General features: G+C 54.7%; 20 protein-coding genes. 4 read left to right on the forward strand and 16 right to left on the reverse strand.

Going from position 1 to position 16,615, the window contains the following annotated elements:
* Nucleotides 1-13: 13 nt before the first annotated feature.
* Nucleotides 14-934 (forward strand): flagellar hook-associated protein FlgL, encoded by a 921-nt coding sequence (gene flgL, locus VSX58_RS19840; RefSeq protein ID WP_327619605.1) that lies wholly within the window; start codon nucleotides 14-16, stop codon nucleotides 932-934.
* A gap of 240 nt (nucleotides 935-1,174) precedes the next feature.
* On the opposite strand, the gene fliR is transcribed toward flgL, so the two are convergent.
* The 13 genes from fliR to fliF form a co-directional block, all read right to left on the reverse strand.
* Nucleotides 1,175-1,960, reverse strand: a complete 786-nt coding sequence (fliR, locus tag VSX58_RS19845) for a flagellar biosynthetic protein FliR (RefSeq protein WP_327619606.1) — start codon at nucleotides 1,958-1,960, stop codon at nucleotides 1,175-1,177.
* A gap of 2 nt (nucleotides 1,961-1,962) precedes the next feature.
* On the reverse strand, nucleotides 1,963-2,232 hold the full coding sequence (gene fliQ / locus VSX58_RS19850) for a flagellar biosynthesis protein FliQ (protein ID WP_239783632.1): 270 nt from the start codon (nucleotides 2,230-2,232) through the stop codon (nucleotides 1,963-1,965).
* 38 nt (nucleotides 2,233-2,270) lie between these two features.
* Nucleotides 2,271-3,035: a flagellar type III secretion system pore protein FliP gene (gene fliP / locus VSX58_RS19855; RefSeq protein ID WP_327619607.1), complete on the reverse strand. Its 765-nt coding sequence runs from the start codon at nucleotides 3,033-3,035 to the stop codon at nucleotides 2,271-2,273.
* Nucleotides 3,032-3,448, reverse strand: coding sequence for a flagellar biosynthetic protein FliO (gene fliO / locus VSX58_RS19860; RefSeq protein WP_327619608.1), 417 nt, complete (start codon nucleotides 3,446-3,448; stop codon nucleotides 3,032-3,034). The genes fliP and fliO overlap by 4 nt, the downstream gene beginning before the upstream one ends.
* Nucleotides 3,448-3,861, reverse strand: coding sequence for a flagellar motor switch protein FliN (gene fliN / locus VSX58_RS19865; protein WP_327619609.1), 414 nt, complete (start codon nucleotides 3,859-3,861; stop codon nucleotides 3,448-3,450). The genes fliO and fliN overlap by 1 nt, the downstream gene beginning before the upstream one ends.
* Nucleotides 3,854-4,861: a flagellar motor switch protein FliM gene (gene fliM, locus VSX58_RS19870; RefSeq protein WP_327619610.1), complete on the reverse strand. Its 1,008-nt coding sequence runs from the start codon at nucleotides 4,859-4,861 to the stop codon at nucleotides 3,854-3,856. The genes fliN and fliM overlap by 8 nt, the downstream gene beginning before the upstream one ends.
* A gap of 6 nt (nucleotides 4,862-4,867) precedes the next feature.
* Nucleotides 4,868-5,347 (reverse strand): flagellar basal body-associated protein FliL, encoded by a 480-nt coding sequence (gene fliL / locus VSX58_RS19875; protein WP_327619611.1) that lies wholly within the window; start codon nucleotides 5,345-5,347, stop codon nucleotides 4,868-4,870.
* 154 nt (nucleotides 5,348-5,501) lie between these two features.
* On the reverse strand, nucleotides 5,502-6,950 hold the full coding sequence (locus VSX58_RS19880) for a flagellar hook-length control protein FliK (protein WP_327619612.1): 1,449 nt from the start codon (nucleotides 6,948-6,950) through the stop codon (nucleotides 5,502-5,504).
* Nucleotides 6,947-7,390, reverse strand: coding sequence for a flagellar export protein FliJ (gene fliJ / locus VSX58_RS19885; RefSeq protein ID WP_327619613.1), 444 nt, complete (start codon nucleotides 7,388-7,390; stop codon nucleotides 6,947-6,949). The genes VSX58_RS19880 and fliJ overlap by 4 nt, the downstream gene beginning before the upstream one ends.
* A gap of 57 nt (nucleotides 7,391-7,447) precedes the next feature.
* Complete coding sequence (gene fliI / locus VSX58_RS19890; RefSeq protein ID WP_327619614.1) at nucleotides 7,448-8,824, reverse strand: flagellar protein export ATPase FliI; 1,377 nt, start codon at nucleotides 8,822-8,824, stop codon at nucleotides 7,448-7,450.
* 2 nt (nucleotides 8,825-8,826) lie between these two features.
* On the reverse strand, nucleotides 8,827-9,528 hold the full coding sequence (gene fliH / locus VSX58_RS19895; protein ID WP_327619615.1) for a flagellar assembly protein FliH: 702 nt from the start codon (nucleotides 9,526-9,528) through the stop codon (nucleotides 8,827-8,829).
* Entirely contained in the window at nucleotides 9,521-10,513 is a 993-nt protein-coding gene (gene fliG, locus VSX58_RS19900; RefSeq protein WP_327619616.1) for a flagellar motor switch protein FliG, read from the reverse strand. The genes fliH and fliG overlap by 8 nt, the downstream gene beginning before the upstream one ends.
* Nucleotides 10,510-12,219 carry a flagellar basal-body MS-ring/collar protein FliF gene (gene fliF / locus VSX58_RS19905; RefSeq protein WP_407654901.1) on the reverse strand — a complete coding sequence of 570 codons (1,710 nt, stop codon included), beginning with the start codon at nucleotides 12,217-12,219 and terminating at the stop codon, nucleotides 10,510-10,512. The genes fliG and fliF overlap by 4 nt, the downstream gene beginning before the upstream one ends.
* A 247-nt stretch (nucleotides 12,220-12,466) precedes the next feature.
* On the opposite strand from fliF, the gene fliE reads away from it, so the two are divergent.
* On the forward strand, nucleotides 12,467-12,784 hold the full coding sequence (fliE, locus tag VSX58_RS19910) for a flagellar hook-basal body complex protein FliE (RefSeq protein WP_327619617.1): 318 nt from the start codon (nucleotides 12,467-12,469) through the stop codon (nucleotides 12,782-12,784).
* A 97-nt stretch (nucleotides 12,785-12,881) separates the two neighbouring features.
* Nucleotides 12,882-13,067, forward strand: coding sequence for a DUF333 domain-containing protein (locus VSX58_RS22535; RefSeq protein WP_349825811.1), 186 nt, complete (start codon nucleotides 12,882-12,884; stop codon nucleotides 13,065-13,067).
* A gap of 42 nt (nucleotides 13,068-13,109) precedes the next feature.
* Here the strand turns inward: VSX58_RS22535 and fliT are convergent, their stop codons facing one another.
* The 3 genes from fliT to fliD all read right to left on the reverse strand — a co-directional run bounded on the left by fliT (nucleotide 13,110) and on the right by fliD (nucleotide 15,424).
* Entirely contained in the window at nucleotides 13,110-13,487 is a 378-nt protein-coding gene (gene fliT, locus VSX58_RS19915) for a flagellar protein FliT (protein ID WP_327619618.1), read from the reverse strand.
* A 123-nt stretch (nucleotides 13,488-13,610) separates the two neighbouring features.
* Entirely contained in the window at nucleotides 13,611-14,015 is a 405-nt protein-coding gene (fliS, locus tag VSX58_RS19920) for a flagellar export chaperone FliS (protein WP_407654903.1), read from the reverse strand.
* An 11-nt stretch (nucleotides 14,016-14,026) separates the two neighbouring features.
* Nucleotides 14,027-15,424, reverse strand: a complete 1,398-nt coding sequence (gene fliD / locus VSX58_RS19925; protein WP_327619620.1) for a flagellar filament capping protein FliD — start codon at nucleotides 15,422-15,424, stop codon at nucleotides 14,027-14,029.
* A gap of 324 nt (nucleotides 15,425-15,748) precedes the next feature.
* Here fliD and VSX58_RS19930 point away from each other — a divergent pair, with 324 nt between their 5' ends.
* The gene (locus tag VSX58_RS19930; RefSeq protein WP_327619621.1) at nucleotides 15,749-16,561 is read left to right on the forward strand and encodes a flagellin N-terminal helical domain-containing protein; all 813 of its coding nucleotides are present in this window, start codon (nucleotides 15,749-15,751) and stop codon (nucleotides 16,559-16,561) included.
* The last annotated feature ends 54 nt before the right edge of the window (nucleotides 16,562-16,615 follow it).

Genomic DNA, 16,615 nt, shown 5'->3' on the forward strand with positions numbered 1-16,615 from the left:
AAGGGCAAACACCATGCGTCTTAGCACCAGTGTGATATATCAGAGACAGGTCGCCAGCTCCCAGGAGATTCAATCCGCTGTGTCAACGGCCTCGGCGCAGGTGTCTTCCGGCATTCGCGTTACCAAACCTTCCGACGATCCGATTGCCGCTTCGCAGTCGGTGTTGGTGTCCCAGGCTCAGTCCGACAGTAAAAAATATACCACGGCGCGCCAGACGGCGGAGGCCAGTCTAAATTTAGAAGACACGACGCTCGATGAGGTCGTCAGCGTGGTTCAGAGCATTCAGACGAAGCTGATTCAGGCGTCCAATACCACCTATAGCGATGCCGACCGGGCCTCGCTAGCGACGGAGCTGCAAAGCTATAAAGATCAGCTGGTGGCGCTGGCGAATACCACCGATAGCAGCGGGAACTATATCTTCAGCGGCTACGCCTCCGGCTCCGCGGCGTTCAGCGTGGCGGACGACGGCACCGTGACCTACAGCGGCAGCAGCAACGCCGTCTCGATCAAAATTTCCGATGGCCTGTCGGTGACGACCGGCGATACCGGTAATAGCGTGTTTGGCGAGGACGGCAATAGCATCTTCGATACTATCGATCAGGCGCTGAGCGCGCTATCGATGAAGTTGGATGAGGGTGATTCGACGCAAGAATATACTGACGCGATGGGCGGCGCGCTCAACGCTTTGTCGGACCAGCTGGATGATGTGTACACGGCGCAGACCAAACTGGGCGGCAAACAGTCGACGATTACTTCCCTGGAGACCTTGCAAGACAGTATTGACGTGGTTTATGCCGATCGTCAGACCAATTTGGTGGAAGCCGATATTGTTGCGGCGACGGCGACCTATCAATCCCTGCAACTGATGCTTGAGGCGAATGCCGCGGTAACCAGCAGCATGTTCTCCATGTCTCTGTTCCAACTCAACGGCTAACGAACGGCTGGAACAACGGTTTTAACGTGCTAAACCGGGCACGTTCTTTCGGTGTGTCACTGATTAATTTAATCATTGATACACCTTTTTTTATGACGGGCTTCCTGCCCGTCCCCCTTCGGGCCGTCGCAAGCGACGTTGAAAAACGCTCCCGGCGTTTTTTTATGACGGGCTTCCTGGCGCTACCCTTCGGATCGTCGCCGGCGGCGTTTTTTATGGGGAAAGCCTATCCCACCGTCGCTACCTGACAATAAATTCCCTGATAACCATCGCAATCGCGTCAAAGAACTCGCTGAACACATGTTCTGCAAACGGGGCAAACAGCGGCATCAACAAGCTAATGGTCAAGATGCCGACGGTAAGCGTGACCGGGAAACCAATTACAAAGACGGAGAGCTGGGGCGCCATTCGGTTTAGCACGCCCAACGAGATGTTAATAATCAGCAGAAATGTCATTAAGGGGAGGGCGAGCATCAGGCCGTTAATAAAAATCAGACTGCCCGTTTGGACGATGGAGAGAAAGATATTGCTATTAACTAACTCCTGATTGATGGGGATCAGATGAAAACTATCGGCCAATAATGAAATTAGCCACAGGTGCCCGTCGAATACCAGAAACAGCAGCATGGCGAACACATTGAAAAAACGGGAGAGCACCGAGGTATTGGCGCCGCTTGATGGGTCGAAGAACGTGGCGAAGGATAATCCCATCTGCAGGCCGATAACTTCTCCCGCCAGCCGAAAGACGGCAAAAGCCAACTGCATGGTGAAGCCTAATGCGATGCCGATCAATACCTGCTTGATAAGCAGCCAAACGCCCGGGACAGAAAAGATAGGGGTGCTTTCCACCGCCAGATGGGGAGCCACCAGGACGGTACACAGGAGGGCGAGGCCGATCTTGACTTTACTGTCGATACCTTTTTCGGTAAATAGCGGCGCTGTGGCAATCAGCGCCAGGAGCCGCACAAAGGCCCAGAAATATTGTCCCAACCAGTAGGTGAGCTCGGCGCTGGTGACTTCTATCATTATTATCCAATAATCGTCGGTAAATTACTGAAAAGCGTCCGCATATAGTCTAATAATAGGTTCAGCATCCAGGGGCCGGCAATAATGATGGCGGTAAAAACGGCCAGAATTTTGGGGATGAATGACAGCGTCATTTCGTTGACCTGGGTGGCGGCCTGCAGCAGGCTGACTATCAGGCCGGTCAGTAACGCCGCCAGCAATAACGGGGCGGCGAGAGCCAGCGCGACTTTCATCGCCTCATATCCCAGCGCCATAACCGATTCAGGTGTCATGATAATAATCCCGCTTAGCGTTTCCTGATTACGGAAACTTAGCTGTAGAAACTCTGCGCCAGGGAGCCAATGAGCAGCTGCCAACCATCAACCAGCACAAACAGCATCAATTTAAACGGCAGCGACATGGTGGCCGGCGGCACCATCATCATACCCAGCGCCATCAGCACGCTGGCCACCACCAGGTCAATAATCAAAAAAGGAATAAAAATAGTGAAGCCGATTTGAAAGGCGGTCTTCAGCTCGCTGGTGACGAACGCCGGGATTAATATCCGCATGGGAACGGACTCCGGCCCTTCCAGCGCGGGAATTTCCGCCAGCCGGGTAAACAGCGCCAGATCGGCTTCACGCGTTTGCCGCAGCATAAATTCACGCAGGGGCTGAGCGCCGGCTTCGATCGCCGATTCCATGGTTATCTGATTTTGACTGAAAGGCAGATAGGCGTCCTGATAGATTTTATTCAGCACCGGCGACATAACAAAGAACGTCAGAAATAGGCTTAAACCCAAAATCACCTGATTGGGGGGGGTCGTCGCGGTTCCGATCGCGGTACGCAATAGACTCAAAACGATGACAATGCGCGTAAAGCAGGTCATCATCAGCAACACCGCCGGCAGAAATGTCAGCGACGTCATGAAAACCAGCGTTTGCACCGGCAGCGACCAGCTTTGTCCCCCGTTGGGCAGCGGCTGGCTGATAATGCCGGGCAGTTGCGCCCAGGCGGCCGGGGCGCTCAGGAGAAACGCGCCGATCAGGATCTGGAATAACAACTTTAGGGGAGGACGTTTTGCAATCACATTCATGCCGATGTTTCCGGACGTTTTAATACTTTTGACAGTAACTGACGAAAGTCCGCCGCTTTATCCTTATGCGTATCGTTGGATGCGTCCGAGGGTTGGGCGGGCAAGGTTAATAATGGCGAAATATTTTGCGACGTTACGCCCAGCACCAGCCAGCTGTCGTCCACTTCAACGATGACGATCCGCTCCCGCGCGCCGACCTGACAGGTAGAAATCACTTTCAGCAGACGATTGTTGCGCGAATGCGCCGTTAAGCCCAGCTTGCGGATAGCCCAGCCCAACAGCAAAATAAGCAGCAAAATGCCAACCAGTACGCCGCCGACCTGGGACAGCAGCATACTATTGGATAACGGCGGCGCCGCGGCGATAGTGGATACGCTCTCTACGGCCGCTGACGGAATGGTCGACTGACCCATTAGCGGCTCAGCCGACGCATACGTTCGGAAGGGGTAATGATATCGGTGATACGCACGCCGTATTTATCCGCAACCACGACGACTTCGCCCTGGGCGATCAGGTAACCGTTAATCAGAATATCCAGCGGCTCGCCGGCCAGCCCTTCAAGGGGAACCACCGAACCTTGAGACAGGTGCAGCAGTTCCTTGATGGTCATTTTGGTCCTTCCGAGCTCAACCGTCAGTTTTACCGGGATATCCATAATCATATCGATATCCTGCAACGCGTTTACGCCTTGCTGGGCCGAGAGATTATCAAATACGTTGTCGGTCGACGTGGTGTTTTTTTCCGCAGTCTGTTGCTCATTAAATGCATCAGCCCACAAATCGTCCACGGACTCCTTTTCTTCGGACGGTTTCTTGCTGTCACTCATTGGGCTGTTCCTCATCGTTCAAAGAATTCAATATAGGATTAATTAGATGTTCGACTTTTAAAGCATATTGCCCGTCGGCGGTACCGTACTGGCAGGTCAGGACCGGTACGCCGTCGACATGGGCGATTAACCGTTCCGGCTTGTCTATCGGCAAAATGTCGCCGGGTTTTAACTGAAGAATTTTGGAGATGCGTAAAGGAATGTCGACAAAACCCGCCACCAGTTCCAGTTCCGAATGCTGCACCTGTTTCGCCAGCGCTTCCCGCCAGTTTTGATCTTCCTGGCGCGAGTTTTCCAACGGCGGATTGACCAGAAGCTCGCGCAGCGGTTCTATCATGGAGAAGGGAATACAGATGCTGAACTCCCCGGACAACGATCCGATTTCCACATGGAAAGGGGTGGTAACCACAATATCGTTGGGCGAATTGGTGATGTTGGTGAATTTTACCTGCATCTCCGAGCGGACATATTCTATATCCAGCTTATAAATCGCCTGCCAGGCATCGCTGTAGGCTTCCAGCGCAAGGCGCAGCATGCGCTTAACGATGCGCTGTTCGGTATGGGTAAACTCCCGGCCTTCCACTTTCGTAGGAAAACGACCGTCGCCGCCAAACAGGTTATCGACCGCAATAAAAACCAGGCTGGGCGAAAAGACCAGCAGCGCCGTTCCGCGCAAGGGTTTCATATGGATCAGGTTGATATTCGTCGGCACCGGTAGATTTCGCGCGAACTCGTGATAGGGCAGGATTTTAATTGCGCCGACCGTAATATCCGGGCTGCGGCGCAGAAGATTAAATAGCCCCATTCTGAACTGGCGGGCAAAGCGCTCGTTAATGATTTCCAGCGCCTGTAGGCGTTCACGAACAACGCGACGCTGCGTATTGGGATCATAAGGTTTTACGTCGCCCGCTACGGTGGCTACCGGGGTATCGTCCCCATCGTCGCTGCTGCCGTTCAGCAGTGCGTCGATTTCAGCCTGAGAAAGAATACTGTCACCCATAAATAATTACCGTAGTATGAACGCTGTGAACAGGACATCATTAATTGTTTGTTCCGCCTGTCCTGGGACCAAAGGGGGAGCAAGTGCTTGTTTGATCTCTTCCACCAATTTCTGTTTACCTTGTTCCGTACTCAGGGCCGCTGAGTTTTGGCGGGATAATAGTAAGAGCAAACGGCTACGCACTTCCGGCAAATAATTACTGAGCTGTTGGTGTGTCGCTTCATCCGGCAATCTCAGGGTAAAGCCAACGTATAAAACCCGATCTAAATCATTGTCGGGGTTCTGCAGGTTAACGGTAAAGGTGTCAAGCGGCATAAAAACCGGCGCCGGCGGCGGCACGATTTTGGGCGTTTGCGTCGTATCGGTCGGTTTATAAAGAAACCACCAGGCTGCGCCCCCCGCTATGGCGGTCAGCAATGCGATCACGATAAGCACAACGAGCCAGGTTGAACGCTTTCGTCCCGAGGTGAGAGCTTGTTCAGACATAAATAAAGATAATTCCCGTTACGTATTTGAAAGATGGCATGAAAAAGACATCACCGACCTCATTTAACCCAAGATCGATTATCCCGTCTATTTCCTCCATCAATAGGAAGAATAGACAAGGAAAATGAGGCTAGCTTGCGTATTTATCGGCATCCTAAGCGAAGATATTAATCCCGGTAATGTCGGAAGCCATTTGCTGCAGGGATGTCGGCACGTTTAACGTCGTCGTCAAGCCGTCTGCCGACATGCCCTCGGAGGCCTGAGCAATGCCTGAATCTGACGTTTGCCGCTCCTCTGTCCAGCTCTGCGACGACTCGCCGCCCACGCTGGCCTGCCCTAAATCAATACCGTTTTCCGCCAGCGACGTGCGCAGATGAGGGAGGGCGGCTTCCAATGCCGCTCTAACCTGACTGTGCGCCGACACAAAATGGATCTGAGCTTCGTTATCGTTGTTCAGCGTTAGGTTTATCTGTAAAGAGCCTAGCTCCTCCGGATGAAGACGAAGTTTGGCGTTCTGCTGACCGTCGCGGGCGAACATGACAATTTGCTGGCCGAGCGACTGTTGCCAGCCTTCACTTCCCACTTGCGCGTTCAGCATGGCGCTGGAAGTCGTCACGGCGCCGGCCGCCTGCTGTGTAGCCGTTTGGGCTGCCGCGGATAATGCATGGGAAGGGGCGGCGATCGACGGCGATGCGTTGTTGGCGCTGTTCGCGGCGGCAGACTCGATATTCCTGGCTGCGGCGGTCGCGATGGCGCTATTGCCGGCGGCGCTGTCGCCATCGGCGCCGTCGTCAACGACGAACTCGATTTTCTTGCCGGTCGAGGCGTCCGCACGATTGAGCTGACGGCCGTCGTCATCCGCGGCGATCGCGGTTAAAGGGCTATCCGATTGCGCAGCCGCGTCCGTTGCCGCCGGCTCGGCGGCGAGCGTTAAGGCGGCCGCAGCGGATGGCGTCGGCGTCAATGCGTTATCCGGAGCGCGGGATACGGCGTCAGACGCCGCGTCGGCTTTTATTGTCTGCGCCTGGTTCAACATCGCCAGCAGTGACTGGGTGGCGGCATCCGGCGCATAGTCGGAGATATCGCTCTCGTCCTGATGGTCGGTGGTCTCCTGAGCGCTTGGCAGTACGGCGCTGTCGACCGGCCCGGCGAGATCCTCCGGCGCCGCCTGGATATCCTCTTTTGGGGCGATGTTTTTTTCTTTATCCGCCGCCGGCGTATTCTTTAATCCGGCGTATTCGGCCGTCGGATCGGTTGCGGCGGCGTCTATTTCCGCCGTGCTATCGGCCGTATCCGCATTATCCGGCACGGCCGCCGTTTTATCCGCCGGCGGTTCTTTGGGAGATGGCTGTGCGGAGGCGTTCTTTGCGGTCTCTTGAGCCGCCGCGTCGCCGTCTGCGGAGGCGGACTCGGCAGATTCTTGATTATCGGCAGGACGTGTCGCGCCATCGCCCGCGGATGCGGTTTCTGTGGATGGCGCCGCATCTTGGCGCGCTGACAGCATCTGTTCAAAGGCGCCGCCGGATTCAGACTGGCGCGCGGACGACGACGCTGTCGACGTATTGTTATTGATGACAACGTTACTGACGCTGGAAAGATTCATGGATGCTTCCTCAGTGAGGCTCGTTGTGCAAACTCGTCCATCAGTTTCTGATCCTGGCGGTTGGCATAGAGCAGAGCTTTTTGCGCCGAACGATCCTGCAGGGTGGTAAACGCATTCAGCCTTTGGTATTTGGTCCGCCAGGTTTGGGTAGCCTGTTGTAATTGCCGGTTCCAGTGCGCCAGCTGCTTCCGATGCTGCTCTATCGCTTTTTCCAGCGTGAGCAAAAACTGTTGATAGTTATACCAGTTAGCGGAATTAATACCGCTGCTCATGGTGGACTGTAACTGCTGACGGTAATCTGTTTCGTAGTCGAGCAACATCTCCAGCTGTTTTTGCACGTTCAGATGCGACTGGCGCACTTTTCCCAGCAGTACCGCCGCGTCATCAGCTTCCTGTTTGGCTAAATCGCGTAATGTATCCAACGGTGATTGCGTTTTCATCCGACCCCACAGTGAAATATTCAGACTAATCCAATTAATTAACGTCAAAAAAATCCATCAGCTTATATCGCCGGAAGAAAACAGAGCAAAAAGCTGATTCTGCGCATCCTCATAGTTGCAACGTTCGAAAATTCCCTGTTTTAAAAACTTTTCCATGTTGGGATAGAGGCGAATGGCGCGATCGAGCAGCGGATCGCTGCCGGCGGCATAAGCGCCCACGCTGATTAAATCGCGGTTGCGCTGATAGCTGGAAAGCAGCTGCTTAAACTGTTGCACGGTGGCGTAGTGCTTTTCCTCTACCAGTGACGTCATTGCCCGGCTAATCGAGGCTTCGATATCGATGGCGGGATAGTGGCCCGCCTCGGCCAGATGCCGGGACAGCACGATGTGGCCGTCGAGAATAGCCCGGGCGGCGTCGGCGATCGGGTCTTGCTGGTCGTCGCCTTCCGTCAGCACGGTATAGAAGGCGGTGATGGAGCCGCCGCCATTGATGCCGTTACCGGCCCTTTCCACCAATGAGGGTAATTTGGCGAAAACGGAGGGCGGATAGCCTTTGGTGGCCGGAGGTTCGCCTATCGCCAGTGCGATTTCACGCTGGGCCATCGCGTAGCGGGTAAGTGAATCCATAATCAGCAATACGTGGTGGCCGCGATCGCGGAAGTCTTCTGCAATTCGCGTGGCGTAAGCCGCCCCCTGCATCCGCAATAATGGCGATACGTCCGCCGGCGCGGCGATCACCACCGCGCGGGAACGACCCTCCTCGCCGAGGATGTTCTCGATAAAGTCTTTAACTTCCCGGCCGCGTTCCCCGATGAGGCCGACGACGATCACATCCGCTTTGGTATAACGGGCCATCATGCCGAGCAGTACGCTTTTCCCCACGCCGGAGCCGGCGAACAGCCCCATTCGCTGGCCTCGGCCCACGGTCAATAGCGCGTTGATCGCCCGAACGCCGACATCAAGCACGTTGCTTATCGGGGTTCTCTGCAAAGGATTGTACGGCGCGGAGGTTAATGTCGCCCGATAGCCGGTCTCCGGAGCGGGCAACCCGTCAAGCGGTTTGGCGGTACCGTCCAGCACCCGTCCCAGCAGGCCAGGCCCTAACGGCAGCTGTTTTCCCTGCGTACTGCCGTCCGCCGACTGGCGCGCATAAACGCGGGCGCCGGGGGTGATCCCCTCCATTTCTTCCAACGGCATCAGGAAAAGTTTCTGTCCGTTGAAGCCGACGACTTCGCTTTCCAACTCTTTAGTTTCGCTGCCGTTCTGACGCTCTATCAGGCAGGTCGCGCCCAGCGGAAGATGTAGCCCTGTGGCTTCCAGCACCAGACCGGTGGCGCGCACCAGCTTGCCGTAATGTCGAACCGAAGGCGTGCCGGCAATGCGCTTTTCATAGGCATCAATCGTCGTCAGCCAGCGGGATAGGCGGGATGTCATCGTCACTCTCCCGGCGCCGCCAGGCGGCACAATTCACGCCAGCGGGTTGCCAGGCTGGCATCGAGGTCGCCCTCTTCGGCGCTGACTTTGCATCCGCCCGGATGTAGCTGATTGTCAGCTAATAAATTCCACCCGTGCGCGCTGAGCGTGGCGCCGAGATGTTTCTCCACCAGCGCCAGATCGGCGGGATGCACCCGCAGCTGGGGTTTACCGCTGAACATCGGCTCCTGCTGAATAAATTGTTGAATCTGGCTGATCAGCGCCGTACCGTCACAGGCGGGGGCCTGGCCGATAATCTGTTTGGCCGCGGTTAGCGCCAGCTGCATCAGGCGTGCGGGAATCACCGTGTCCAAGGCGTCCAGCGTCTGCTGAAATTCAGTCACCATTTGCTGTAATTGGGCAACTATCGGCGTTTGCTGCTGCTGAATTTCTTCCCGCCCTTGCTTCCGTCCTTCTTCCAGTCCTTGCTGGTGGCCGGCGTTATAACCTTCCTGCTGCCCTTGGGTGAATCCGGTTTGCCGCGCTTTTTTCTCTACCCGATCGCGCAGCTCGGCCAAATCCTCTTCGGTAACGGATGGCGCGTCGCCGGCGGGCGGCGGGGCATTATCCGCCGCCGATGCTGGATGCGCATACGCCTCCTCGTGCGAGGAGAGATCTTGTAATGACCACGGGCGCCAGTTCATCGCTTTCAATGCATCAGACATAGGCATCCTCGCCGCCGCCAATCACGATCTCCCCGCTGTCGGCCAAACGGCGGACAATAAGCAGAATGGCTTTCTGCTCGCTTTCCACCTGAGACATGCGCACCGGACCGCGAGTCGCCAAATCGTCGCGCAGAATTTCGGCGGCGCGTTGCGACATATTCTTGAGGAATTTCTCGCGCAGCGGCTCTTCGGCGCCCTTCAGGGCAATGAGCAAGGATTCGGATTCCACTTCCTGCAACAGACGCTGAATACTGCGGTCGTCCACATCCACCAGATTTTCGAACAGGAACATTTCATCAATGATTTTCTGCGCCAGTTCGCCGTCGAACTCGCGCACGGCGTCAATAACGGCTTCTTCCTGCTGGGTTTTCATCAGGTTGATAATCTCGGCCGCGGTACGGATGCCGCCCATCTTGCTGCGTTTGAGATTCTGGCCGTCCAGCAGCCCATTCAGCACTTCGGTCAGTTCCGCCAGCGCGGCGGGCTGCACGCCGCCAAAGGTGGCGATGCGCAGCATGACGTCGTTACGCAGACGCTCGTCGAAGAGCGCCAAAATATCGGCCGCCTGCGCGCGCTTCAGATGCACCAGAATGGTGGCGATAATCTGCGGATGCTCTTCCTGGATAAGGTCGGCGGCGCTCTGGGGCTCCATAAAGTTGAGCGTTTCCATGCCGCTGGTGGTTTCGCGGCTTTCCAGAATGTCCTCCAGCAGGCTGGAGGCGCGCTCTTCGCCCAATGCTTTGATCAACACCGAACGCAGGTAATCACCGGCATTGATGCTCAGCGCCGCATACTGTTCGGCATCAATTTCAAACTCTTTTAATACTTCGGTCAACTGCTGATTCGATACCTGCCTCATGCTGGCCATCGCCGCGCTTAAGTGCTGGACCTCTCTGGTTGAGAGGTGGGTAAACACATCGGCGGCCCTATCTTCGCCAATGGTCATCAGCAGAATCGCGCTCTTTTCCGTTCCGGTCAGACTCATACTTCACTCCCCATCCATTCACGGATTACCAGCGCAACAACCCGAGGGTCATTTTCCGCCAGGTCGCGTATTTTCTGACTCTGGAGCTCGGCGCTGACTCTCTGTTGAGAACGTTTCTGCTGTTCTTGTTCATCTTTACTCAATTTCACAATGACATCGGCATCGCCGTTTGGCTCCGCCGCCGCGACCGCCGCATTCTCGGCGTTCGGCTGGTTTTTATTCATCAGCGGTTTCAGCAGCTTCCGCCACAGGATAAAGGCGGCGAGGGCGACAAGCAGCCAGCGTCCCGCGTTCATCAAGCGGTCAAAGAAGCTTTGCTGTTGCCAGAAGGGGAGTTCGCCCGCGCTGCTATCCGTTTGGGTGAACGGCGTATTGGCGATATTCAGCGTATCCCCGCGCTCGGCGGAATAGCCCATCGCCTCGCGGGTAAGCGATTCGATCTGCTTAACCTGTTCATCCGTCAATGCGACGGGTTTACCGTCTTCCGACTGGCGATAGTTGACCACCACGGCCACAGATAGACGCTGAAGTGAACCGGCGCTCTGTTTGGTATGGCGAATGGTGCGGTCGACTTCATAATTGATGGTGGAGTCGTTCCGCGAGCTGGAGGGCGCGGCCGTCGCGTTGGTATTGGCGGTATTGGCGTTATTCTGCGCATTGCCGGCATTCGCGTTGTTGGCGTTATTGGCATTGGCGTTATTGGCCGGCGCCGTTATCGGCGCGGTCGGCGCAGGAGCCGGTTGGTTCGACAACGCGCCCGGCACGCCGCCGACCATGCCGTTGCCCCGCTGCTCGCTGTTGCTGTTTTGTTGCGATCGCACCGCGGCCTGATTCGGAGCCTGGTTAGGCTGGTATTGCTCGTCGGTCTGTTCCCGGCTGGAGAAATCAAGCTGGGCGGTTACCTGCGCATGAACATTGCCGAGGCCGACCACCGGCGTCAGGATCGATTCAATCCGACGTTGATAAAGATTTTCAATCTCGGCGGTAAATTTCAGCTGCGCGGTATTTAGGTCGCGGCCGCTGCTGTCGGACTGGGTCAACAGGCGCCCGTTTTGGTCGACGATGGTGACGTTGTCAGGGGGTAAACCGGAGACGCTGCTGGAGACCATATAGACGATGGCGTTGATCTGCCCGTCGTCCATCGCCCGGCCCGGTTGCAAATTGAGCGTTACCGACGCGGACGGGGATTTCTGTTCACGAACAAACAACGACGGCTTGGGGATGGCCAGATGAACGCGCGCGTTCACCACCGGTCCCAGGGTCTCGATGGTGCGCGACAGCTCTCCCTCCAGCGCGCGCTGGTAGTTGACCTGTTCGCTGAATTGGCTAATGCCGAATTTTTCCTGGTCGAGTAGCTCAAAACCGACGGCGCCGCCTTTAGGCAGCCCTTGCTGCGCCAGGCGCAGGCGGGTTTCATGTACTTTATCGGCAGGGATCAGCAGCGCGCCGCCGTTGTCGGCGAAGCGGTAAGGAATGTTCATTTGTCCAAGCTGGGCGACGATACTTCCGCCGTCACGATCGTTCAGGTTACTATATAGCACCCGGTAATCGGGGGTCTGTGCCCATAAGATCAATGCGGAAACAATGGCGAGCGCTGCAGCGGCAGCAACCAACAATGGAATTTTGGGATTAGCGCGCAAAGAGGAAAACATGGCAGTAAATCCGTTTTTGTTAGCCGCGTTCAAACTGCTTTTCACGGTGCTCATTCGTATTCCCTGCTAGAAATTGACAAATTGATAATGATTGTTGATAACAAAACAAACTCCAAGATGAGCAATGCCCGATACGCATTAAAATGAATGTCACCCAAACGGCGTGGTTTTACATTATTTCCTCGGGGCGGAAAATTTGATTGCCGAATTAGCCGGGTGTTTCATAGCTATTTAACGGCTTAGAACCTCTTTGATTCTGATATGTTATTCGCTGGTAATTTATCTATTCGGAGAGTGAAAAATGGCGGTGGAAGGCATAGCTTCTGCGGTGGCGCAATTACAGGCCACGGCGCTTCAGGCTGCGGGCGGCGAAACCAAAACCCCGGCTCCAATGGGCGCAGGGTTCGCGGCGGAGATGAAATCGGCGTTGGATAAGATCAGCGGTCAGCAACAGGCGGCTCGTACGCAGGCGCAAGATTTTGCGCTGGGCAAGTCCGGCGTGGCGCTAAATGACGTGATGGTCGATCTGCAAAAGGCCTCGGTTTCGATGCAAATGGGCATCCAGGTGCGCAATAAGCTGGTGACCGCCTATCAGGACATCATGAGTATGAACGTGTAGGTTGATACTTTTTTCCGCTCCACAACAAGAGGAACGATGGATGATAGGAAAAAAAACCGTAGCGGTATGTCTAGCCCTTACTTTCTCTTCCGGCTGCATGGCCGCCGGCAATCAGTCATCCAAATCCGAGATAGTAAACCTGGCTGCGGCGTATTGCGAGAAGAAAGGCGGAAAGGTCGTAACCATCAAATCGACAAACGCTAGCGGCAAAAGCACCAAGTGCCTGTTGCCGAGCGGCGAGTTTATCGAGCAATGGAAATTATATAAGCGCGACCATAGGTAATTTCCGCGGCTGCGAGCCGATATTCATTGTTTTTCAGCGCCGTTATTCATCGATTATTTTTCCGGTCAATATCGATTTTCGATCGGAAAATTTGTTATAGGCGGAGTTAACCGAATGCTGTTGGGATGAAATGTTCATCAGTCCCTTTAAGTCACGCATTCTTGCCTGCAACAATATTTTGACCTCTTGCTCGTTACGCAAAGTGCGTTGCAGAACGATTCTGACCGTTTGCTGTTCTTCCTCGGTTAATTCGACGGCGTTATTTTCGTTGATATGGGAAAGCTTCTCTACCGTGGTGACGTAGCGGTGTGAAAACTCAATTAATTTATCCCATTCGGCCTGTTTCGCCAGCAATAAGCACTCATTACTTAAGGCAAGCAACTGCTGGTACAGGGATAGTATCGGTTCGCTGGCATTCATCAATGTGATCTCAAGATAAAATTTTAGGACAAACAATCATTCGTCCAATGGTATTCGGTCTATCATCAGCTAACGCTAAACTGCATTATTATGGTTAAAGCTGGCCATAAACTGCCAGCGTCATTATACGGGTTGAGCAGTATTGGCGGCATCCGGCGATATCTGTTTCCATGAATCGGCGATACCGCGCAATAAACCCAGCACTTCGTCTATTGCCCGCTCGTCGTTATGCAGGTTGGCATGCAGCAACCGACGTATCATATAGTCATACAGCGCGGCCAGATTATCGCCTAGATCGCCGCCTTTTTCCCGGTCCAGGCTGGCCAGCAGCCCGTTGCTGATAATATTAACCGCTTTGGTAATGGCTTTGCCTTTAGCCACCGTTTCTTTTTGCTGTATATGTATTCCCGCCCGCACCAGGGCGCTGATCGCGCCTTCAAACAGCATGGTAATCAGTTGGTGGGGGCTGGCGCTCATCACGCTGCTTTGCAGGCCTACCTGAGCATAGGCCTGGGTTCCGTAGATCATCGTCGTCATAATCAGTCGCTGCTGCTCATTTGTTCAAAAACGTTGGTCAGATAGGTACTGGTGGAATCCAGCTCGGAAACCAGCACGTCCAAAGCGGTAAATTGCTTGGTATAACGCGCCATTATGGCTTCAATACGCGCTTCAGTCGCGGTTTTCTTTTCCGTCAGCTTTTCCTGGATTTCGGTAATGCCATCCAATTTGTTATCGATAAGGCCATCGTCATCGGTGTAGGTGCCAATGGTGGAGACCATCTGCGTGGCCAGCCCGGTGCTGGTGCCGTCGCCGATGAAAAACGCTTTAACGTCGTCCGCATTTTCACTCAGCGCGGTGCTTAATTCGCTTGAGTCGATGGAAAGCGTACCATCGATGACGTTTACGGATATTCCCAACTGGCTCAGCACCTGAAAGGTATCATTGTCTTGCCCGGAGCTGAGCAGGGACTTCAGCTTGTTCTTCACCCCGCGCAGCAGCGAATCGCCTACCAGCGCGCCATTATTGGTGCTGTCGTCGTCGTCGGTGGCGTACTCTTCATTATACGCCGTCAGCGTGGTAAAGGTGCTTAACAGGCTGTTATACGCATCCACCCAGGTTTGAATCGCTGTAGTCAGATCATCGTTGCTGGCGCTGACGGTCAGCGTTTCCGCGGCGGTGGAGACGGCGGTCAGCGTCAGGGTCACCCCTTCGGAAGGCACGTCGGTAACGGTATTACTGCTGCGGGTTACGGTCACGCCGTTAACGGTGAGAATGGCGTCCTGCGCGGCGACGGCCTGGGTCATGGCGCCGGAGCTTGAGCTGCTGTCGTAGCCGATAATATCATTCAGCGTGCTGTCAGTGCTGCTGATGGTCATGGTGGAGGCTTCGCCGGTGTCGTCGGATGTAAGCACCAGCTGATAGCTGCTGTCGCCGGACTGGATCACGCTGGCGGTCACGCCGGCGCCGGCGCCATTGATGGCGCTCACCAGCCCGTTAAGGCTGGTTTGATCGGCGGTCAGGCTGATTTCTTTGGTGGTATCGCCTACGGTAATGGTTAGCGTACTGTCCGAACTGCTGAGCGCGCTGCTTTTATCGCTTTGCGTACCGCTAACCAGCGACTGGGCGGTGGCCAACTGGGATACATACACGCTGTAGCTGCCGGCCGTCGCATCCGAGGTAGCGGTAGTAGAAAACGCCGTATTGGTGGAGGTGATTTTACTGTTGTAAAGAGACGTGTCGGTCAGCGCTTCTGCCGCGGTGGATAGAGTTCCCAGCGCGCTGCTTAGCGTATTATAGGCCGTGGTCTTATTGGTATAGGCCGTTTGCTTATTTTCGATCACCGTTACTTTCTGATCTTCAACAGCCTGAAGTTTTTCAAGGATGGAGGTCAGGTCCAACCCGGAACCCACGCCCAGTGAAGCGGTAACTGATGCCATAATCTATGTCCTTTCATTAATCGATCTTAAGGAGTGCGTTTTTCCGTTATCGGCCTGGCGCGGTAAAAGTTTACGGCTTTCTGCTTATCTCCGTTTCAGTAGCGGGTCGGCGGCGTAGCGATAAATAAAACAGCCTATATTATAGATAAATAGGCGGGTCTTATTACCGCCCGGCGGCGGAAAAATTTTTAAACGAAATAGCTAAAGGTTGAATCAGGGGTGCCGATACATGTCAGTGACGGTGGTTGACACCGTAGGCAATTCGGCCTGAACCTTTAATTTTGAGCATCCGGTTTTCGCTGGGTGGATAAAAGGAACCTACTTATGGCAATTTCAGTATTAACTAATAGCATTTCTCTGAATGCTCAGAACAACCTGAACTCTTCCCAGTCCAAACTGGGTCAGGCTATCGAACGTCTGTCTTCCGGCCTGCAGATCAACAGCGCCAAAGATAACGCCGCCGGTCAGGCGATCGCCAACCGTCTGCAGTCCAACATTAACGGTCTGAATCAGGCTGCCACCAACGCCAACGACGGTATCTCTCTGGCGCAGACCGCCGAAGGCGCGCTGGACGAAGTCAACGAAAACCTGCAGTCCATCCGTACGCTGGTGGTTCAGGCGGGTAACAGCACCAACTCTACTTCTGACCTCTCTTCCATTCAAGACGAAATCACTGCTCGTCTGACAGAAATTGCTCGTATCGCCAATGACACCCAATACAATGATACCAGTTTGCTGGCCGCTGATAACACGGTCACGCTGCAAATCGGTAGCAAGGATGGTCAGACGATTACGTTTGGTCTGGAAGCTGTAACGGCAGGGACGTTGTCCATCGATGTAACTTCGTTAACCGGCGGTACAGGTGATCTTTTGGCAACTATTGATACCGCCATTGCTACTACCGACGAACAGCGTTCCGGGCTGGGTGCTATCCAGAACCGTCTGGAATCCACTATCAATAACCTGAACAGCACCGTGACCAACCTGAGCGACGCGCAGTCCCGTATTCAGGACGCCGACTACGCGACCGAAGTGTCGAACATGAGTAAGGCGCAGATTCTGCAACAGGCCGGTGCTTCCGTACTGTCGCAGGCCAACGCCGTACCGCAGATCGCTCTGACGCTGCTGCAAGGCTAATTGCCGGCTCATCGTTCTGTTTCAAGCCCTGCTTCGGCAGGGCTTTTTGCATCT

The sequence above is a fragment of the Brenneria populi genome (genome assembly GCF_036016195.1).
Classification (GTDB): domain Bacteria; phylum Pseudomonadota; class Gammaproteobacteria; order Enterobacterales; family Enterobacteriaceae; genus Brenneria; species Brenneria populi.